The 13,047-nt window shown below is 63.6% G+C and carries 15 protein-coding genes and 2 pseudogenes; 10 read left to right on the top strand and 7 right to left on the bottom strand.

Annotated elements, in window-relative coordinates; all coding sequences use genetic code 11:
- The first annotated feature begins 297 nt into the window (after positions 1-297).
- Complete coding sequence (locus E3T24_RS05585; protein ID WP_134434384.1) at positions 298-624, top strand: hypothetical protein; 327 nt, start codon at positions 298-300, stop codon at positions 622-624.
- Positions 625-927: 303 nt separating this feature from the next.
- Here E3T24_RS05585 and E3T24_RS05580 read toward each other — a convergent pair whose 3' ends face one another.
- From E3T24_RS05580 to E3T24_RS05570, 3 genes are read right to left on the bottom strand one after another with little or no spacing between them, the layout of a single operon-like run.
- Positions 928-1,146, bottom strand: a complete 219-nt coding sequence (locus E3T24_RS05580) for a hypothetical protein (RefSeq protein ID WP_134434383.1) — start codon at positions 1,144-1,146, stop codon at positions 928-930.
- Complete coding sequence (locus E3T24_RS05575) at positions 1,127-1,600, bottom strand: LPD29 domain-containing protein (RefSeq protein WP_134434382.1); 474 nt, start codon at positions 1,598-1,600, stop codon at positions 1,127-1,129. Before E3T24_RS05575 ends, E3T24_RS05580 begins: the two co-directional genes overlap by 20 nt.
- Before the next feature lie 12 nt (positions 1,601-1,612).
- A complete protein-coding gene (locus E3T24_RS05570; protein WP_134434381.1) occupies positions 1,613-1,876 on the bottom strand; it encodes a hypothetical protein in 264 nt (87 codons plus the stop codon).
- A gap of 289 nt (positions 1,877-2,165) precedes the next feature.
- Here E3T24_RS05570 and E3T24_RS05565 point away from each other — a divergent pair, with 289 nt between their 5' ends.
- The 6 genes from E3T24_RS05565 to E3T24_RS05540 all read left to right on the top strand — a co-directional run bounded on the left by E3T24_RS05565 (position 2,166) and on the right by E3T24_RS05540 (position 6,105).
- Complete coding sequence (locus E3T24_RS05565) at positions 2,166-2,591, top strand: response regulator transcription factor (RefSeq protein WP_241978627.1); 426 nt, start codon at positions 2,166-2,168, stop codon at positions 2,589-2,591.
- A gap of 135 nt (positions 2,592-2,726) precedes the next feature.
- Entirely contained in the window at positions 2,727-3,077 is a 351-nt protein-coding gene (locus E3T24_RS05560; protein WP_134434379.1) for a PadR family transcriptional regulator, read from the top strand.
- A complete protein-coding gene (locus E3T24_RS05555; protein WP_134434378.1) occupies positions 3,070-4,104 on the top strand; it encodes a DUF5808 domain-containing protein in 1,035 nt (344 codons plus the stop codon). The genes E3T24_RS05560 and E3T24_RS05555 overlap by 8 nt, the downstream gene beginning before the upstream one ends.
- Entirely contained in the window at positions 4,101-4,421 is a 321-nt protein-coding gene (locus E3T24_RS05550; RefSeq protein ID WP_134434377.1) for a PLD nuclease N-terminal domain-containing protein, read from the top strand. Before E3T24_RS05555 ends, E3T24_RS05550 begins: the two co-directional genes overlap by 4 nt.
- Complete coding sequence (locus E3T24_RS05545) at positions 4,418-5,347, top strand: ABC transporter ATP-binding protein (protein ID WP_134369415.1); 930 nt, start codon at positions 4,418-4,420, stop codon at positions 5,345-5,347. Before E3T24_RS05550 ends, E3T24_RS05545 begins: the two co-directional genes overlap by 4 nt.
- Complete coding sequence (locus E3T24_RS05540; RefSeq protein ID WP_134434376.1) at positions 5,344-6,105, top strand: ABC transporter permease; 762 nt, start codon at positions 5,344-5,346, stop codon at positions 6,103-6,105. The genes E3T24_RS05545 and E3T24_RS05540 overlap by 4 nt, the downstream gene beginning before the upstream one ends.
- Before the next feature lie 742 nt (positions 6,106-6,847).
- Here E3T24_RS05540 and E3T24_RS05535 read toward each other — a convergent pair.
- The 4 genes and pseudogenes from E3T24_RS05535 to E3T24_RS17890 all read right to left on the bottom strand — a co-directional run.
- Positions 6,848-7,303: a hypothetical protein gene (locus E3T24_RS05535; protein WP_134434375.1), complete on the bottom strand. Its 456-nt coding sequence runs from the start codon at positions 7,301-7,303 to the stop codon at positions 6,848-6,850.
- A gap of 121 nt (positions 7,304-7,424) precedes the next feature.
- The gene (locus tag E3T24_RS05530) at positions 7,425-8,084 is read right to left on the bottom strand and encodes a TetR/AcrR family transcriptional regulator (RefSeq protein WP_166789168.1); all 660 of its coding nucleotides are present in this window, start codon (positions 8,082-8,084) and stop codon (positions 7,425-7,427) included.
- Complete coding sequence (locus E3T24_RS05525) at positions 8,081-9,325, bottom strand: hypothetical protein (RefSeq protein ID WP_134434373.1); 1,245 nt, start codon at positions 9,323-9,325, stop codon at positions 8,081-8,083. The genes E3T24_RS05530 and E3T24_RS05525 overlap by 4 nt, the downstream gene beginning before the upstream one ends.
- Before the next feature lie 97 nt (positions 9,326-9,422).
- A pseudogene (locus E3T24_RS17890) lies at positions 9,423-9,596 on the bottom strand (IS30 family transposase); the annotation flags it as partial.
- Between the two features lie 54 nt (positions 9,597-9,650).
- Between E3T24_RS17890 and E3T24_RS05515 the strand changes: the two are divergent.
- The 3 genes and pseudogenes from E3T24_RS05515 to E3T24_RS05505 all read left to right on the top strand — a co-directional run.
- Positions 9,651-10,268: pseudogene (locus E3T24_RS05515) on the top strand (IS30 family transposase); the annotation flags it as partial.
- A gap of 156 nt (positions 10,269-10,424) precedes the next feature.
- Positions 10,425-11,267, top strand: a complete 843-nt coding sequence (locus E3T24_RS05510) for a TIGR04255 family protein (RefSeq protein WP_134434371.1) — start codon at positions 10,425-10,427, stop codon at positions 11,265-11,267.
- Positions 11,268-11,844: 577 nt separating this feature from the next.
- Entirely contained in the window at positions 11,845-12,807 is a 963-nt protein-coding gene (locus E3T24_RS05505) for a hypothetical protein (protein ID WP_134434370.1), read from the top strand.
- The last annotated feature ends 240 nt before the right edge of the window (positions 12,808-13,047 follow it).

The raw sequence follows: 13,047 nt of genomic DNA, 5'->3' as shown, positions 1-13,047 counted from the left end.
ACCCGCTCACTTTACCTCGTCTATTACTAATGCCAGAGGTGTGACAAATACTTGTACGAAGAATGAGGATGCAGGGTGGACACGATCGAAGATTGAGATGGTTGAAAGTCGAGGCTGAGATCGACGGGTGACTGCAGGTAGAGGCTATCGATATGACCGAACAGGCAGTGCACAGCTCGCAACTGGACGCGCTCCTCCCTGCACAAGCGCGCATCCTCCCCAGCGTTGGTTTTGGTGGACGATCACGCGCGTGGTACTCCCGCATAATGGTTCTTCACCCACGAAAAAGGTACACGCATGGCCGATGTACGTAAGTCTGCAAAGCAGACTGCCGCCCGCTCCCGCGCACGCGAGAAAGCGGCAGAGTTCCGCGCAAAAGAAGACAAGCTCGAGCAACTCGCCACCGACTACTTCGTCGCCACGGACTCCCTCGACGAGATCGACGCGACCGCCCAGGCCGAGATCTCGGCCATCCAGGAACGCGCATCGCAGCAGAGTGCGGCCGCCCGCTCATCAGCGGCTGCCGTCATCGCCTCCATGCTCGAGCTTGGAACCCCCAAAGCAGAAGTAGCCGGCCGCCTCGGTCTGGCGCTGCGCGACGTCAAGAAGACTCCTACCGCCTGAAGCCATTGAGCTCTCGATGCGGCTGTTGACCTGTCCGGTTTGGCTCTCTTCGCTGGAGTGGCTAGGTCCTGTCGGTCCCGCCGGAGCCTCGTTGGAGGACGCTGAGCGGACCGCCCAACGGGTGTACGCGCAGAGTTCGCCCGATGCCTCGTCGTTGCCAGGTTCCGGGACGGCGCCGCTACAACCGACGCCGTCCTCGCGCCAGAATCGGCCGCAAGCGTCGTCGGCGATTGCTCCGGTCGGTGAGTTGCTGGGGTGGCCAAACGCCCCCCTTGATCGTCGTCAAGGGGGGCGTTTGAATGATCAGGCCTGGTGGTGGCTGTCTCCTTCTTGGTCTTCTTCAGCGTGCGCGGATACCCAGGTGTCGGCGGCGGTGTCGGCCCCGACAGCGCGGAGCATCCCGGCGAGGGCGTCCACCTCGGTGCAGCTCATCCGCGGGCCCACGTCGCCCGCGAAGTCTGCGGCCGCGAACACGTCGACGAAACGCACGGCCGCGGCGGTGTCAATGGTGGTTGTGTTCATTGCTGGTTCTCATGGCCTGTCGGGTGGGCACGGTTGTCGTGCAGAGGTTGACGCGGTGCAGGATGACCTGGGCGATGTGCACGGGGCTGTAGATGTAATCGTGGAAGTGCCCGGCGACGTAGATCCCGTGAGGCACCGGGGCATCGTTGATGGGTTCGCCCTCGGGGGTGAATACGACGAGGTCGCTGTGGTCGCTGTCGGTGCTGATGAGGTGCTGCGCGACCCGGTATCCGGCGGCCGTGTAGTCGCGGTGGGTGTTGATCCCGTCGCAGGAGTACCGCACGACCCGGGGCATGTCCTCGCGGTCGGTGGGTCCGTCGCTCCACGACACGTTCATCCACGCGGACGCGGTGCCGGTACTCATCCGGACGCTGAACTTCACACCGGAAAACGCGTTCTTCAACGCCACCCGAACCAACTTGGCGGTGTCCTTGGTGCTGATGTAATCCGTCATGTTCGTATCTCCTCAGTTGCTCGGTGCGGTGTTGGCCTGATCGGCCTGGATGGCTTCCCACAGGGCAAGCCGGGTCCGGAGGTCGGCGATCCGGGCGAGCTTTTCGACGGTGCGCGCGGCCGTGACCGCGGGGTGCTCGGGTGTGTGGGGCGTGGCGTACCCGTCCCAGTTCAGGGTGCGTTCGCGCCTGCGGATCGAGCTGGTGAGGTGGAATATCTTCCACTCGACGTCAGCGGGAGTGACAATGTGGGCGGGGGTCTGGATCTGTTCAAGCATTTTCTCTCCTCCAAATTTTTTTGCCTTTCGGCGGTTTCCCCGCCCTCATGGAGTGCTGTCGGGGTCAAGCCCCAAGGAACGGTTGCAGGCCAAAAGTTATGGAGGAGCGCAGCGGGGGAAGAAGTTTTTGCTGAAACTGTGACGACGGCTTGACGCCGGCAGCACGCAGTGAACAATCCCCCAGACGAAAAGCAACAAAGTTCACGCGCGCCGAACTGCGCTGTCGGGCAGGAGCGGCGGCGTAGTTCGGTGGGCCAGCAGCACTGAACGAAAGCGGATTTCCGGAGGATTGCCGGAGGCCGACCCGGCAACCGCGGCGACCCGGGTGCTGATCCTCACGACAATCGATCTTGACGAGCACGTCTTCGCCGCGATCCGGGCAGGCGCCAGCGGCTTTCTGCTCAAGGACACCGACTCAGAGGATCTCCTCGCGGCCATCCGCATCGTCGCCGGCGGCGAGGCCCTGCTCGCGCCGACCGTGACCCGACGCCTCATCGAGGCCTTTGTGCGGCAATCCCCCACCGAGCCCGCCAGGACGGCCGACTTGGACGTGCTCACCGAGCGTGAGATCGAAGCGCTTCGCTCGGTCGCCCATGGGCGCTCCACCGCGGAGATCGCCGTCGACCTCTTCATCAGCTATGCGACCACGAAGACCCACGCCAGCCACCTGCTCACCAAGCTCGGCGCCAGAGACCGGGCTCAACTCGACCTCTGACGCACGTCGCCACAGCTGAACTGATCGTCGCAGCGAGTGCGTCGATTGAGTCGGTACCTTGTGCTACCGTTTAGCTTGTATTGCAAGGAACCCGGTATCGCATGATTCAGGCACGGAACAAACGGAGGAAACACGATGGCTGTTCAGGGCGAGGCGATACCGTCTCAGCTGCGCAAGGGCGTGGTCGAGCTGGCCATCCTCGCCATGCTGCACACGGGCGAGGCCTACGGCGCGGAGATCGTCGACCGACTGTGCCAGTACCCGGGACTCGCGATCAGTGCGGGCACCGCGTACCCCTTGCTCTCCCGTCTCAAGAAGGCCGAACTGATCACCTCGGAGTGGCAGGAGTCGCCCGTCGGCCCGCCGCGCAAGTACTACCGACTATCGGCCGCGGGCGTGCAGGCGTTCGCGTCGATGACAAAGGTCTGGGCGGCCATGAAAACGGATATGGATGATCTCCTGGGAATGAGCGCGACCAATGACTGACATCCCTTCTCCGGATCTGTCACTCGGCAACGGCTTCCCGCCCGCCACGGCCGCTCTGCTCACCGACTATTTCGACCGACTCCGCGGCGCCGCGCGGGAAGCGCGAATCGACATTGACCGGGACTCGCTTGACGAGTTGGTCGCGCATGTCCGAGATCGCCTTGACGGCTCCGATCGCTCGCTGGAAGCCGTGCACCGGGTGCTGGCCGAGCTAGGCAAACCAGAGACACTCGCGCGCGCGTACGAAGCCGACCCATCCGACGATGCGGCTGGTGCTGCTGCTGCTGCTGCTGCTGCTGGCGACGATCGGTCACTCACGGGCCTAGCCAGGGGGCCGCGACCGCGCAGAACTGGCGCGGGTACGTTCCTGGGGGTTCCGTACGACATCAGGCCGCCCACGTCGGAACGCTTCGCCAGTAGGGCGTGGAATCCGGCGGATCGGCGGATGCTGGTGCCCAAGGCGCTGGGGATCGGTTGGACGCTCAACTTCGGCGCGCTCGCGGTGAGGGCACACCTCGTGAGACCGGACGACGAGGACGTGCCCTTCGCCGAGGTGCCCCTCCGTATCGTCGCGGCGACGATGCTCGTGCCGATTACCCTCCTCACTGCCTTTGCCGTCGTCGCGGTTGCCACCTGGGCGGGCCTGCCCCCTGTCGTCCCCTCGCACTGGGGATTCTTCGGCGAGCCTGACGGCTATTCGGACCGAGACGCGAACCTCTTCCTGCTATCCGGCCTGGCGGCTGTGCCGGTCGCCGCTGCCGGTTGGGTGCACCTGGCCCGGCGCTCACGGTGGAATCGCGTGGGCGCCTCGGCGGTGAGCCTTGCGCTGGCAACCGTCGCGCTCGCGATCCTGCTGCAGACGGTGTACTCGGTGCATGGCGGGGCCGGAATCTGGCCGACCTGGGTTGGTATCGGCTGCGCTGTGGCGCTGCCGCTTGCGCTGCTCGTTGGTGTCTCCCGAAGCGGCCGCGCCGCTGAGCAGCGTCGCGACTTTGCCGCGAAATCGAAGAAAGGTACAACGAAATGAACGTCACCCTGTCCTCTCTGCCGACTGGAGCGTTGATCGCCCTGGCCGTACTTGCGGTGGCACAGATCACCCTCGACATCATCGCCCTGGTCGATCTCTATCGACGGCCTGCCGCTCGAGTGGCCTTCGGTAATAAATGGGTCTGGGTGGCGGTCATCCTGCTCGCGAACCTGATCGGAGCCATCCTCTATCTTGTGGTGGCCCGCAAGCCCCCCACAGCGGTCGAGCCGTCCACTGCCGCCCGCGCGCCGTCCGTCAGTCCCGACACGGTCGCCGAGGCATTGTACGGTTCCCACCCCGACGCCGGTTCGCGATGAGTGCCGCGATTCGCATCACCGGGCTGACGAAGACCTACGCCCAGCACCACGCACTGGACAATGTCGACCTGGTCGTCGATGAGGGCTCCATTTTCGGTTTCCTAGGCCCGAACGGGGCAGGCAAGACGACCCTGCTCCGGGTGCTGACTGGGCTCGCCCGGCCGACCAGCGGCGTCGTGCAAATCCTCGGGCACAACGTCACTGCGGTGGACGACTCGATCCGCGCCCGGATCGGTTTCCTGCCTGACGTACCCGGCTTCTACGATTGGATGACAGCAGAGGAATTCTTGCGGTTCGTCGGTCGACTCTTCGCGATCGACCGGCGCACCCTGGATGAACGCGTCCACATGCTGCTCGACCTGGCCGGACTGACCGACGTGAAAACGACCATCGGTGGCTTCTCCCGCGGCATGAAGCAGCGCCTCGGCGTTGCCCAGGCGTTGATCAACGCGCCCCAGCTGCTACTGCTCGACGAGCCCACGAGTGCGCTCGACCCAATGGGACGCCGGGACGTGCTCGACATGCTCACCTCCCTTCGCGGGCGCACCACCGTATTCTTCTCGACGCATATCCTCGCCGACGTCGAACGCGTCTGCGACACCGTTGCGATCCTTGACCACGGCCGCGTGGTCGCCCAGGGACCGATCGATGAGCTCACGTCCCGGTACGCCGAACGCAAGGTGATCCTCGAGGTCACGGATGCTGCGGGCCAGCTCGGGCAGGACATCGCGCGGGAGCCGTGGGCGGCATCCGTTGCCGTGGGACCCACCGGAGTCATCGAGATCACCGTGAGCGACATGGACGCGGCCAGGCGCACAATCCCGGTGCTTGTCGCAGACCGGCACACCGGACTGTGCCGAATGGAAGCCGGGGAGATGGGGCTCGAAGACGTCTTCGTCAGCCTTGTTGGAGGGGGAACAAAATGATCGGATTCGCGGCGTTCGCGCAGAAGGAGATCCTCGAGATCGCGCGCACCTGGCGGATCTGGGTGCTCCCGGGCATCCTGCTGTTCTTCGCCCTGACAGGGCCGATCATGGCCCGCTTCACCCCGGAAATCATTCACGCGCTGGCCTCCGAGCAGCTCGGGAACTTCACGCTCCCCGACCCGAGCTACGTTGACGCTTACACCGGCTGGATCAAGAACCTGTCCCAGACAGCGCTCTTCGCACTGATCATCGTCTACGGCAGCATCGTCTCCTCGGAACGGCGGAGCGGAACCGCAGTGCTCGTGCTTACCAAGCCCGTGTCGCGTGGCTCGTTCATCCTTGCCAAGGCGACCGTGCACTCCGCGTTCCTCGCCGTTCTCGTCGTCATCGGCACCGCTGTCACCTGGGGGCTGACCGCCGTTGTCTTCGGGGAAGCACCTGGGCAGGCACTCTGGACCGCGGCTCTGGCCTGGCTCGTCTTCGGTATCCTCTTCATCGCCCTGATGACGTTCCTGTCGGTGCTCATCGCCCCCGCTGCCGGGGCCGCGGGCGCCGGGCTGGGCGTATACGCGCTCATCTCGATCGCCTCACTCTGGACGCCACTGAGCAGGTGGTCACCGGCGGGGCTCACCGCCATTCCAACCACGCTGGCACTCGGCAAACCCGTGGATGCCTTCTGGCCGGTGTGCACCGCCTTGCTGCTCGCCGCAGGCCTAATCGCGCTCGCGGCCGCTGCCTTCCAACGGAAAGAGCTATAGATCGCGCGGGTGCGCCACGAGCGCGGCGTTCACACGCTCATCTACCCGCTCGAGAGAGAAACGCTTACCATTTTCGAGTCCACTGAGCAGCACCGCACCTGCGCGGCATGCGGCGCTGGTTACCCGACAGAGCCATTCGAGACGGACTCCAGCATCACGATCGCGTTCTCTTGCCCAGAGCACGGAGCGCACACGGTCGTGGACTAGTTCGAAGGCAGCCGGTAGGCCGCGTACAAGTACTCAGACTCATTCTGGGGGGCGGTGAGGCTATATGCCGCTGCCGCCAGCACGCTCGTCTGCGTCGCCAGTGGGGCGCGGCGGTGGAGCCGGTGAGCGACATCGGGACGAGGCAATTCGCGCAGTTTGGCGGTGCACACAGTTCATCCGTGTGCATGGCCGCCTGGCCCCTCTCATTGCGGCATCCCTTTCCCCCAGCACCCGCACCACCATTCGCGGTGGTTCAGGCGGTCACTGATCGGTCGTTCTCTCATCCAGTCGCATCTGTGCGACCGTTTCGCGCAACTTTGCGTCCCGCTCAGCTTGCTCCAGCGCCCTCTTCTGGAGGAAGTGCTCCGTTTTCTTCGCCCCAGACCTGGGAGACTTCGTCGGCAACCTGAGGCCACACCAGCCGATGACCATGCTCAACCGAGTCGATTTGAGCTGACGAGCGAAGACACGGCGTCAACCTCGCCGTGGTTTGAGTGGTGCGCATAGGCGATCCAGGCGCACCCGTGCGCCCAGGTCAGGGTCGACTAGTTGTGGGCGCGAGACGTTCCGCAAGTTGGACACGGGGTAGCCATGCCACGATTCCCAGAAGGGCCAGGACGAGAGCGAGTTGGGCAATTCCGGTGCTGAAGTACAGTGCTTGCAGCACACCAAACCCGCGGATTATTGCCGTCTCAATCATGATCCAGATGATCATCGCGAAGCCCGCAACAGCGCTCCAGAGCAGGAAGGTTGGACGGCTCCGCACCATGAGCACGGTTGCGAGCGCCTGCGTACCACCAATAACGACAAGCAAAATGATCGCTGGCCCGACAAAGGATGGGAAAGGGCTGTTCTCCAGCATCGAGAGGGGCATGCCCAGTCCGCCGGTGAATAGCATAAGTACGCCTCCACTCACCGCTGAGAGCGCGTTGAAAATTGCAACACCGAGAAGTGTCCGCCAAACAAGCTGGCTTAAGTAGTGGGGCGTCATGTTATTTCAGCTTTCTGATTACGAGCAATTGACTTAGGTGTGGTTGTAGAACCGTGCTCCTCAGGAAGGCACCCAAGCCGGACGCAACCTTCTCTTGCTTGCAGTGCACAACTCACCGCCGTTAGTTATGCGCTGTGCCCGGAGGGACACTGAGATACGACGTGAAGACGGCGCGCAGGTAGCGCGTTCCGCCCTCGGAGTCCGGGTCGCGGTTACCGGCAGGGAACCCGGTGGGGGCACTGGAGTCGAGCTCGTCAAAGGCGAACCAGGATTCGGCGAGAATCCAGAGTGCCCTCACGAGGTCGTCGAGCTCGGGATCGCTGAGGGGGCGGATGTCGCCGTGATCACGCCAGCCGCGCGCGAGGTCGGTGAACGTGACGAGCCGACGTGCGCGCACGAGTCGGTACTGCTCCGCGAGCACGGGGTCTGCGTGCAGAAGGCCGAAGAGGTCGCGGGCTAGGAACGCGTACTGCCGCGTCAGCGCGGCACCCCTGCCGAGGCGGTCGAGCACCTGCTCCGGGCTAAGCTGCCTCGGGCTGCCGGTCTCGAGCACCCCCCAGAGAGCCTCATAGGCCGCGACCAGTTGCGCGTGCAGCTCGCGCACGATCTCGTCCTTCCCGCTGAACCAGTAATAGAGGTTGCCGGGGCTGATCCCGGCCGCCGCCGCGATCGCATTCGTGGTGACGGCGGCGGGGCCGCGTTCGTTGAAGAGGGTGAGCGCCGTCTGGAGTATGCACGCCACGGTGCCCCTCGCCGTCGCCGTTGTGGGGACGCGGCTCACGAGAGCACGACCTCGCGCGCGGGACGCCGCGGACTCGGCAGCGCTTTCCCGGTCGGGTACCCGATCCGAAAGGTCATGACCGCATGGCGATCGGCGGGCAGCAGAGCCGCGAGGGCGGGGCCGAAGTCCGGCACCAGGCCCGCAGTGCTTTCCCGGTCGATCCGTTCCGGCACCTGGCAAAGCGGCTGGGCGCTCACCCCGTCGACAGTCATGGCCAGGTGCATCCGCTGCCAGAGCCGACCGGCCTCGAGGCGCTGCCCGGTGTCGAGCGGGTCCCGCACGACGATGGCGCCGAAGGCCGAGGCGGTCGGAACCTGGCTGTCCCGGGTGCCCGCAAGCCAGCCCGCGTTGTTCTGGGCGGTGGAGACCGGCATGATTTTCGACAAGGCCCGGATGAATTCGGACTGCCCGGACGGGTCAATCGTGATGCCATCCTTATGCGCCTGGATCTCGTGCCAGTCGGTGCGGTACCAGGCGGCGTCATCCGCCACCTGTTCCGGGTCCGCGATAATCGCCTTCGTTGCGCGGATAGTCAGGGCGCCGAACGCGTCCTTCTCCGCCGGGGTCGAGAACCAGACGAGTTCGGTGTCCATCGTGTCGGCGAGGCCGCTGAGCCGGGCCAGCTCCGCGTCGCCCACGCGCCGGGCCGGGTCGTAGCCGTTGCGGTCGGTATGTCTGGACGTGATGGCGTCGAACAGAGGTGAGACGGAGGCTTCCACCGCGTGAAGGTCGATCCGTGCGACATGCGTGGGGTCTGTAGGGTCCGGCAGCAGCGTGACGGTAGCCGCCTTCCCGTTCGCGGGGGCCGCGACGACGATGTTCTCGATGGCGCATCCGAGTGAAACATCCAGTTCGCGAAACAGCGGGTCCATGGCACCCAGGTTCCTGGTCGTGTCCGCGAACACGTCGATCCGGTTGTCCGACACCCTGAACTGCCAGGGCTGGGCGTTGTGGGCGTTCGCCGCGAGCACGGCGGTCCGCACTAGGCCGAGGGCGTCGTGCGTCTCGGGGCCGGCCTCCCCCCACGCCGCGAAGGCCTCGCCAGTGCCGCTCGCGAGCACGCCGCCGTCGACTGCACGCCAGGTCAATCCAGCGGCACCGACGAACAGGAGGGACCCCGCACCGATTCCGGCCACTTTGAGAAACGAACGCCTGGTCGACGCCCGCCCCGCCTTTTCCTGCACATCCGTGTGCGCACCATCACCGTGCAGGGCCGTTTCGGCCTTCTTTTCCGGGGTCATACCCTAATTAGAGTCTTTGCTCTAATTAATGTCAAACCGCAGCCGTAAAGGGCAGCAGCACGGGCAGAGCGTCCAGGGCGTCGGTGAGTCCATCGTGGAGTTCAGCGGAGCTGTGGCCGTTGGGCAGATGTACCAAGACGACGAACCGGGTCGTGCGTTCAACCAAGGTCGCGATTGCCGAACTCGACGCGGAACCGACGATCAGATCACCCTCCCAATGGCCGACGACCAGTCTGTCGTTGGCCTCTTTCGGCCGTTCGCTCAACATCACCTTGTCGCGGATGTTACCTGCCGCGTTCAGCTGCGTGCGCCGCGGTTTCCGCGCGCGTTGCGGTCAGGGCGTGTCACACGGCGCCCGCAGAGGCCGGAGGGCCCGCGGCCGCAGAGGTTCCGGGAGATGGTGATGATCTCTGACCGGCCGCCAGAGATCGAGGACCGCGCCGTTCCCGGGCGCTGGGAGGGCGACCTGATCATCGGCTCGACCTCGTCGAAGTCCGCGATCGGGACCCTTCTCGAACGGACCACGGGATACGTGATGCTGCTGCATCTGCCCGGGGATCACACCGCTCGCACCGTGGCCGACGCGATGATCGTCGCGATGAACACTCTCCCGGAACAGCTGCGCCGTTCGACCACCTGGGATCAGGGATCGGAGATGTCCCGACACCAGGAAATCACGATGGCGACCGGGATGCCGATCTATTTCTGCGATCCGCACTCGCCCTGGCAGCGTGGCAGCAACGAGAACACCAACGGGCTCCTGCGCGAGTACTTTCCGAAGGGTACCGACCTGTCCTTCCACGGGCCCGGGATACTGGAGAACGTTGCCGCGGACCTCAACCGCCGGCCCCGCAAACGCCATGGCTACCGAACGCCCGCAGAAGTCCTCGCCACGCTAATCTCGAACCCAACAAATCAAACCGGTGTTGCAGACAGCACTTGAATCCGCCGGTAACGGCACGCTTAGGTTACGAGACAAGGATGCACGCTGACCAACCCGCATCGCGCGCCTAGTCGAACGGCGCGAGCCGATCCTATGTTTGCATGAGCCCGGACGGAGTCGAGCGGCATGTCATAGGTGTGAAGTAGAGTGTGAAGCATGACCGATCGAGAGCGCTACCGCCCGTTCACAGGTGATTCCGAAACCCGTGTCCGGCTGCAGACCGCCCCGCTGGAGCTCGTCCTTTTCCAGCTGAGGTGGCCCGAGCTCGCTTACCTCCAAAGCGAGAATCTCACGCCCATCGCGCAAGCGTTCGGCGTGACACTGTCTGAATATCCCCTCTACTCCTCGACACCAGAGATGACCTTTTCCGTTGGTCCCACAGGCGTGCAGCAGCATGAAGTGGGCACAGTGCATCAATGGAGTTCCATTGACCGAAAGCGGCACGTAAGTCTGGGAAAAACATTTCTTTCCATATATACGCAGGACTACCCGGGTTGGCCTGACTTCGCTGAGCACCTTCGGGTCGTATTGGATCTCCTCCAGGCGAACGTCGACATCCGCTACGTCGAACGCGTGGGAGTCCGGTACCTAAATAGGATCGCGGACCCCGAGCTCATGGGGAGGCTCGGAGAGCTTGTCACCCCTCAGGTGCTCGGGTATCAGTCGCTCCCGACGCCGGCCTCAGCCGACGTGGTGTTGCTTCAGAACCTCAACCAAGCACAATTCTCCGTCGGCGGTGGGATATTGCAGGTTCGCTCCGGCGTCATGGCGCCTGGCACGACGTTAGATCCCTCGGTAGCACCCGTCCCTGGCCCATCATGGATCCTCGACATTGACGCCATGATCGAAGTCAATGCAGCATTCGACCTCGAAGGGGTCCTCGCGCAAGCGGGCCGAATGTCCGATGCCGCTTACGACTTTTTCAAATTCATCATCAAGACGGGGTTTATCGACGAATTCGGAACGAGGACACCTCATGCAGACAGCGACCCAGCCTGATTCCCTGACACGTCTCACCCAGAAGCGCCCAAACCTTCAAACAGCTCTGGTCCTCACCACGACGGTCGGACTTGCATTTGTGCCGATATTCGGCATCGGATCCGAAACTAACGCAACCATGTTGCACAGGGCGCTCGAGCCGATGTTTCAGAGTTCCTTCACAAGCGACGGTACCGCAACGCCCATCGCATTCCCCTCTTGGAGCCCGGCCGCCCGTGCCTCCACACTGCCGTCGTTCAGCCCCCTGGAATCCAAGAGTGCCGAGAATTCTGTTGCTCAACTGCGAGACACGTCGGGACTTACAGCCGATCAGCTAGGCCGTCTATTTGGCGTGTCGAGACGCTCAATCCAGAACTGGATCGCAGGCGGCGCGATGGCGTCACAGCACCAAGAACGGCTGTCATTCCTCTTGACTGCTGTCGCAGAGCTAGGGGATTCCCCTGAGAACCGGAGGGCATCGCTTCTCAGCTCGTCGAATGGAATGAGCCTGTTTCACCGGCTCGTAGGACAGACACCCAGTGATGCCGTAATTCAAGCGAGCTCCCTGACGGTACGCGACCGGCTGGGCGCCTAAGGCATGCTCGCGGGCGAGGCGATTGTTTCCGTGGATCAGTTGCGACAAGGAGATGTCGTTGCGCTCGAATGGCTGCCCGTCTTGGCCGACGGCACTCCTGATCGTCGCGCGACCCCGCACGGCGTCGTTATTTTAAGCCAAACCTGTGACGTCGTTCAGGACAGTAAGCAATTGTGCTTGGTCGCGCCGATTGTCCCCGCCGACGCTGCAATGCTCTCAGCCGCGCGCAAGGGACAACTACCCTTGCGGCTTTACCTACCTCCAGCAGGTTCCATCCCTGCCCAGCTCGCCGACGTAGAGCAAATGGCCTCCGTTCCGAAGTCGATGCTGCGGGATCGCTTACTCATTTCACGTCGAACAACGATGGAGCAAAGCGAAGTTGCGCGGAATCTCGCTGATCGAATCGGACGCGTATTTACCCGTTTCCCCTTCCCGGACGAGGTGTACCCAACCTTCCAGAAACTCCGCAAAAAAGCGCAATCAGCCGTGGGAGGAGCCGGAGCATTCGGATCAGTCCTCGACCACGTCGAAGAGCTCCGTGTCGGGGCCGACCAGTGGACCCAATACGGACGGCGTCTCACATTGCACGTGATCATCCCGAGTAGACACCTCATCAACGCGGAGGACGCCGACCCTGGATGGGACTGGGCGGCCGCGAACGTCCACGGGCGCCGGAGAAACGAGAGACGCGAGAGCCTCACCTTAGATCGGATTTCGGAACTACTCGCCGCCAACCTCGCAGCATGGGGAACCAACCCGGAATCCGTTGACATGACGACCGTCCTCCGACTTTGGGAAGACTGGTGCGCGCAGCTGCAGTCATCTGTCCTCAGCCCTGTCGGCAATGCCGTATCGACGTTCAAAGCCAATCTCGTAAGCGACACCGATTTCTCCTACGCGGCATGGAGAGCATCCGAAAGTCTGGACCTCGAAGTACTTTCTGATTCGCGGTCCTCGTTCGCATAAGGCGGTTCGGCAACCCCTCTCTGTCAACCTTGGACAAGGCACCGGGATCGTCCCGAATAGTGTTGTAGAGGGCGGGGAAGGAGTTCCCCTTGACGAACGCAGTGATGACAGGGCCCAGCTCGACCGGGCAGGCTGTAGGGATGGAAGATGTTCCCGATCCTCAGGTTCCCGAGCGTGCTCGGCGGCGAACCTACACCGCCAAGTACAAGTGCGACATTCTGACCGAGTACGACTGCCTCA

It is taken from the genome of Cryobacterium sp. TmT2-59, from assembly GCF_004403545.1.
GTDB classification, from domain to species: domain Bacteria; phylum Actinomycetota; class Actinomycetes; order Actinomycetales; family Microbacteriaceae; genus Cryobacterium; species Cryobacterium shii.
Note: the sequence above shows the minus strand (reverse complement) of the source record. Positions and strands in the feature narration are given on the sequence as shown.